Consider the following 6,845-nt stretch of genomic DNA (forward strand, 5'->3'; position numbering starts at 1 on the left):
CATGGTTCATTTCTCCTTGCATTGATGATCTGCTTTTCAGCGATCCCCGCTTCCTCCGCCTTTTTGAGGGCGGGAGCGAAATCGCCGATGCGATCCGTGGAATGGGCGTCGCTGCCGATGGAAAACAATACGCCCGTCTTCGCGCACTCGATCAACTCCTCCGTCGTAAATTCCGGATGCTTGGCGTTGATCTCAAGCGCAGTCCCTACCTTTGCGGCGTGCCGTGCAACCGCGAGCTTATCGACAGGGATACCATAGCCGATGTGCGTGATGATATCAATGCGGTATCTGTCCATAGCGTTGATGTAGGCCTGTGTGTTGCGTGCGACAGCCGCCTCGCTGCTGCTTTTGGGAAGCAAAAAATGCAGCTTGTTCTTAAGTCCCCGAAAGCGCGCCAGCTTGTGATATCCCATCAGGTTGATATCAAAAGCATCTGTCAGCTGCTCGGGCAGATCGATGTCGCCCTCTGCGGAAAGCAGGTTCATCTCCGCGCCCGAAAGCACCTCAATATCGTTCTTGTACTTTTTACGCATGGCGTCGATGTCCTTCAAATAAGCGTCCACATCACGGATGTTATAAAAAAGATGCCCCACACCGTGATCGCTGATCACGATCTTCGTAAAGCCCTTTTGTATCGCCGCACGAACGTTGTCCTCGACCGTACCCGTACCGTGGCTGTGTATCGTATGCGTATGTGTGTCCCAAGCTATCTCAATCATTTTCTAAAATTCACCCAACAGCCTGACCTCAGGCTCCAGCATAACACCGGTTTTTTTCAGCACTTCCTGCCGCACATAACAGATAAGCTCATAGATGTCGCGCGACGAGGCCTCTCCTGTGTTAATAATAAACCCCGCGTGCTTCTCGGAAACCTGTGCGCCGCCGATGGCAAACCCCTTGAGGCCGCACTCGTCGATCAGGGCGCTCGCATAATTTCCCTGTGGGCGCTTGAAGGTACTGCCTGCGCTGGGGAAGTTCAAAGGCTGTTTTTCCTTGCGCCGTGCGTTTAAGCAGTTGAAGGTTTCCATACATTCGTCCGCATCGCCCGGCGTCAAACGAAAGGCCGCGCCGAGGATCACGCAACCGCTCTTTTGCACCGCGCTTTTGCGGTAGGAAAACTGCATCTGTTCATTGCTGAGCGTCTGCACCTTAAGGTCGGGCGTCAATACGCGCACATATTCTGTAACGTCCTTTAATTCACCGCCGTAAGCTCCAGCGTTCATAGAAATACCGCCGCCCAAGCAGCCGGGGATACCGCCCGCGAATTCGAGGCCGGAAAGCCCGGCGTAGATCGCCTCCAAACATATGCTGCGAAGCGTCGCGCCCGCCTGTGCATATACAAGGCCGTCTTTTGTTACACTTACTTCATCAAAGCCGTCCGCAAGCTTTAAAACAACGCCCTTAAGTCCTTCGTCCGAAACAAGAAGGTTAGAGCCGCGGCCAATGAGCGTATAAGGAACGTTCTCCTGCCTTAAGATGCGCAGGGCGGAAATCAGCTCGTCTTCCGTATTAAGGACGAGCAGCAACGCAGCGTCGCCGCCCGTTTTGAATGTCGTATGGTTTTTCATGGGTTCGTTCACAAGAACCCTGTCCGCACCTAAAATGGCTACAAATGCGGCAATCAGTTCGTTTTGCGTCATGACTGCTGTACCACATCCATAATATTTTGCGCCAGCCATTCGCCGCCGCCCTGACCAATGCTCTTTAAGCGGAAATTCATAGCCGCTACTTCCATCACAATGGCAAGGTTACGCCCGGGGCGCACGGGAAGCGTGATCTGCGGCACCTTGATGCCAAGCAGCGTGATGTGGTTATCCGCCGTACCCAGACGGTCGATATCGCGCACATCGCCCGGCTCTAAGTGAATGGAAAGCGTGATGGACTTTTCGCGTACCACACTGCCCATGCCGTATAACACAGAAACGTCGATGATGCCAAGCCCGCGGATCTCCATCATATGACGGATGATATCCGGCGACTGGCCGACGAGCGTATCGTCGGAAAGCTTGTGTATCTCCACCACGTCGTCCGCGACAAAACGGTGTCCGCGCTTCACAAGCTCGAGTGCGGTCTCGCTCTTGCCCACGCCGCTGTCGCCCGTGATGAACATGCCCACGCCGTATACGTCCATCAGGCCGCCGTGGCGGGAGATGACGGGTGCCAATAATTCATCCAGATAAATGGACGTTTTATGGCTTAATTTAGTTGTCGTGAGGCCGGACATCAGCACCGGCACATCGTATTTACGCGCGCATTCCAGAAATTCGTCGGGAGGCGTTAAGTTGCGCCCGATAAGCACACACGGGATCGGGTGAGAGAAGAAACGGTCGAGACGTTCAAGCCGTGTCTGCGGGTCGAGTGTCTGCAAATAGGTCATTTCCACCATGCCAAAAAGCTGGATGCGGTTGACGGCGAAATATTCAAAAAAACCGCTCATCTGGAGTCCGGGACGGTTTAAGTCGCTCGAATCGATTTCGGCGGTATCCCGCTTGCCTACATATATGGTGCTCAAATTGATCGCCTGTGCAAGATCAGCTATTTTGATGACACGTTTCATAACGCTACACCCCCAAAATGTATTTGTTGATCACTTCCGCAACACCGCTTTGCTCGCACGTGCCGCAGACATAATTGGCAATACTCTTTAAATTGTCCGTTGCATTTTCCATGGCGACGCCAAGGCCGGCATATTCGACCATGCTTTCGTCGATGGAGTTGTCGCCCATAGCAATGATCTGGGAAGGCTCGATGCCGAGCTTTGTCGCAATAAACGCGAGCGCGTTCCCCTTGGTCGCGTCCGGGCTGATCACTTCCAAAAATCCCTTCTGAGATTTGGGATAGGCAAATTCAGGAAAGGTGGGGCGAAGCTCTCTTTCGTATTCCTGTATCTTTTCTTCCTCGTCCACCATGACGATCTTCGAAGTCAGAACCGTTTCCATATCCATGATGTCCGGGTCGGCAACGCCGCCATAAGAGCACAGCCTCCGGTACAGGTCGGCGTAAGGGGTATCCTTCAAATAATAGATGCCCTCGTCAAGATAGATCTGGAAATGGATGTCGCGTACAGCCGCCCAACGCATGACCTGTTTCGCGCCGATAGGCGGAAGATATATGGAATGCACCACGTTTTCCCACGGGTCGATGACCTGTGCGCCGCCGCAGGCGACGACGTAGTCGGTAAGACCAAGGTCACTGAGTAAGGGCTTGATGCCCGGAAACGCCCTACCCGAGGCAAGGACGATGTGTACGCCCTGCTCACGCGCCGCGGCAATCGCCTTGCGGTTTTCCGGTGTTATTTCTTTTTTTGCGTTCAGTAATGTGTTATCAAGATCGAGTGCAATCAATTTATAAGCCATAAAATCTTTCTGTCATTCCTTTCTGTGATAAAAAATACATATACCAACATTATACAGTATAAAGGTGCTTTTTACAAAATAAACTTCCCGGCACAGTATGGTTTAAAAAACGCAAAACATAAAAAATTAACACAATTTTTGCACAATATGGAAAGAGCGCGTGTTATACTGGAACCATAAGTTTTTAAGGCACCAAAAACCTCTCTCAAAAGGAAAACGGTTATGGTAGATTTCACACATTTACATGTACATACAGAATACAGCCTGCTGGATGGCGCGGGCCGTATCGACGATCTGGTCGCGCGCGCAAAAGAGATGAAGAGGGACGCGCTTGCCATTACGGATCACGGCGTGATGTACGGCGTGCTGGATTTTTATACGGCGGCGAAAAAAGCCGGAATCAAGCCGATCATCGGCTGTGAGGTCTATGTCGCGCAGGGGAGCCGGTTCGAAAAGAACGCCGTCACCAAAGAATACGCCCACCTTGTGCTGCTGTGTAAGGATATGACGGGCTATAAAAACCTGATGAAGCTTGTCTCCGCCGGTTCGCTGGAGGGTTTTTATTACAAGCCGCGTATCGATTACGACCTGCTCGCAGAGCACAAGGAGGGGCTTGTGTGCCTCGCGGCGTGTCTTGCGGGCGACGTACAGCGCCTGCTCAGCCAAAACGACTACAATGGCGCAAAAAAGATGGCGGAAAAGCTGCGCGATATGTTCGGCGAGGATTTTTATCTGGAAATACAAGACCACGGCATTCCCGAGCAGCGGCGCATCAACCCGATGATACTAAAGCTCGCAGACGAGACGGGCATCAAGCTCGTTGCGACCAACGACGTGCATTATGTAGATCAGGAGGACGCGCACGCACAGCAGGTGCTCATGTGTATCCAGACGGTCACGACCCTCGACGCGCCCAGCAAGATGGCGTTTGAGGGACAGGAGTTTTATTTGAAATCTCCCAAGGAGATGTTCCAATTGTTCTCCAATGTGCCGGACGCGATCATCAATACGCGCGAGGTCGCGGAAAAATGCAATCTCGAATTCGAATTCGGCAGCAACCACCTGCCGGAATTTTCCGTGCCGGACGGCTATACGAATTTTGAATATTTGAAGCATCTGGGCGAAGAAGGCCTAAAAGAGCGTTACAGCGATATCACGCCCGAGATCAGGGAACGGTTCGATTACGAGCTCAATACCATCAACGATATGGGCTTCACAGATTATTTCCTGATTGTATGGGACTTTGTGAACTTTGCCAAAACACACGATATCATGGTCGGGCCGGGACGCGGTAGCGCGGCAGGCAGCATCATTGCCTATACGCTCGGAATCACAAACATCGACCCGATCGAATACAATTTGCTGTTCGAGCGTTTTTTAAATCCCGAGCGCATCAGCATGCCGGATATCGACATCGATTTCTGCTATGAGCGGCGTCAGGAAGTGATCGACTATGTCACGCAGAAATACGGGCAGGAAAGGGTCGCGCAGATCATCACCTTTGGTACGATGGGCGCGCGGCTGGTGATCCGCGATGTGGCGCGCGTGATGCGCATGAGCATTGCCGACGCGGACAAGCTTGCCAAAATGGTACCCTTCGAGCTGAAAATGACCATCGATAAGGCGATGGAGCGCAACCCGAAGCTGCAGGCGGAATACCAAAACAACCCGGAAGCAAAACAAGTCATCGACGTGGCGCGCAAGTTAGAGGGCATGCCGCGGCACGCATCCACCCATGCGGCGGGGGTCGTCATCGCGGACGCGACCATCACAGATTATGTGCCCCTGCAAAAGAACCCCAAGGACGAGAGCGTGATGACGCAGTACACGATGAAGAAGCTAGAAAGCCTCGGCCTGCTGAAGATGGATTTTTTAGGGCTGCGGACGCTGACAGTCATCCGCGACGCGCTGCGCATGGTGAAGGAGAACCACGGGATAGACATTGATATCGACCATATCGACCTGACCGACCAGAAGGTGTATGCCCTTATTACGAGCGGCGAAACAGACGGTATGTTCCAGTTAGAAAGCGGCGGCATGCGCAGGCTGATGCAGGACTTAAAGCCGTCCGACCTAAACGAGATCATGGTCGGGATATCGCTGTTCCGGCCCGGACCGATGGAGAGCATACCGGAGTATATCCGCAGCAAGAACGACCATAAGAACGTACATTACGCGCACCCAATGCTCGAACCTATCTTAAACGATACCTACGGCTGTATGGTGTATCAGGAGCAGATCATGCGCATCGTACGCGACGTGGCGGGCTATTCGATGGCCAGAAGCGACCTTGTGCGCCGCGCCATGAGCAAAAAACAACAGGACGTGCTGGAAGAAGAGCGCAGGATCTTTATATACGGGGAAGAAAAAGACGGTGAAGTCACTGTCGACGGTGCGGTGCGCCGCGGCATGGATGAAAAAACAGCGACGGCGCTTTTCGACCAGATGATGGCGTTCGCAAACTACGCCTTCAACAAGTCGCACGCGTGCGCCTATGCTGTGGTCGCTTATCAGACGGCGTATCTGAAGTGCTATTATCCGGTCGAATTTATGACCGCGCTGCTCAACAGCTTTATCACGAGCAAGCAAAAGCTCGCGGAATATATCCAGTCCCTAAAGCATGCGGGGACGGCGATTCTTCCGCCGGACATCAACCGCTCGGATATGCGCTTCACGACGGAAGACGGCGGCGTACGCTTCGGGCTTTCCGCTATTTCATACGTGGGCGAAGCGATCGAAGAGGTGATCATCCGGCGGGGCGGCGGCTATAAAAGCTTTGAGGATTTTGTCAATAAAAACGCAGATGTGCTCAACAAAAAGAGGCTGGAAAGCTTGATTTTATCGGGCTGCTTCGATTGCTTCCAAAACAAGCGTTCACAGCTCGCCGCGGTATACGAGCAGGTGCTCGGGGACGCGGTGCAGCTGAAAAAGCGGCAGGCCAGCGGGCAAATATCACTTTTCGACAGCGCAGAGAGCGAATTCGAGGCTCTTAGCATCGCAATGCCGGATATTCCGGAGTTTGAGGAAACACAAAAGCTTTCGTACGAAAAAGAGATGACGGGCTTATACATCAGCGGGCATCCACTAGACGAGATCGCAGGCTCGATCAGCGCGCGTCCTGTAAGTATCGGCGACATCATGCAGACACAAAGCGAAGAAATGACGATGTACGAATACGACGGCAAGCAGGTGGAGCTGCTCGGCATCATCACCTCCACGCGCATCCGCCCCACCAAGCAGAAAAAAATGATGGCAAACCTTGTGCTGGAAGACCTGTACGCGCAGATCAACGTGCTCGCGTTCCCCAATGTGTTTTCACAGGCAGAGGCGCTCATCCACAATGACAGCATTGTGGTAATCAGCGGAAAGATCACGGTCACGGCGCAAAGCGGCATCGAGCTGCTGGCGGAAAAGGTGAGCGCGTTCGTGCCGGACGATTCGTTTTTCGCGGGCAAGCAGCTATACGTGAAGATCGCGCAGGATACCCCG

General features: G+C 53.0%; 5 protein-coding genes. 1 reads left to right on the plus strand and 4 read right to left on the minus strand.

Annotated elements, in window-relative coordinates:
- The 4 genes from VB081_RS11850 to VB081_RS11865 form a co-directional block, all read right to left on the minus strand.
- Positions 1-719: PHP domain-containing protein (locus VB081_RS11850; RefSeq protein ID WP_323401009.1), on the minus strand; the 719-nt coding region annotated here is incomplete at its 3' end.
- A gap of 3 nt (positions 720-722) precedes the next feature.
- Positions 723-1,679 (minus strand): UDP-N-acetylmuramate dehydrogenase, encoded by a 957-nt coding sequence (gene murB / locus VB081_RS11855; protein ID WP_323401010.1) that lies wholly within the window; start codon positions 1,677-1,679, stop codon positions 723-725.
- Positions 1,637-2,557, minus strand: a complete 921-nt coding sequence (hprK, locus tag VB081_RS11860) for an HPr(Ser) kinase/phosphatase (protein ID WP_323401011.1) — start codon at positions 2,555-2,557, stop codon at positions 1,637-1,639. Before hprK ends, murB begins: the two co-directional genes overlap by 43 nt.
- A gap of 4 nt (positions 2,558-2,561) precedes the next feature.
- A complete protein-coding gene (locus VB081_RS11865) occupies positions 2,562-3,356 on the minus strand; it encodes a Cof-type HAD-IIB family hydrolase (RefSeq protein ID WP_323401012.1) in 795 nt (264 codons plus the stop codon).
- 222 nt (positions 3,357-3,578) lie between these two features.
- On the opposite strand from VB081_RS11865, the gene VB081_RS11870 reads away from it, so the two are divergent.
- A partial coding sequence (locus tag VB081_RS11870; RefSeq protein WP_323401013.1) for a DNA polymerase III subunit alpha occupies positions 3,579-6,845 on the plus strand: 3,267 nt, incomplete at its 3' end.

It is taken from the genome of Christensenella sp. (assembly GCF_034927525.1).
Taxonomy (GTDB): domain Bacteria; phylum Bacillota; class Clostridia; order Christensenellales; family Christensenellaceae; genus Christensenella.

Coding starts and splice junctions, on each gene's coding strand:
- VB081_RS11865 (WP_323401012.1), bottom strand. CDS start 3,356: ATGGCTTATAAATTGATTGCACTCGATCTTGATAACACATTACTGAAC.
- hprK (WP_323401011.1), bottom strand. CDS start 2,557: ATGAAACGTGTCATCAAAATAGCTGATCTTGCACAGGCGATCAATTTG.
- murB (WP_323401010.1), bottom strand. CDS start 1,679: ATGGCTGGCGCAAAATATTATGGATGTGGTACAGCAGTCATGACGCAA.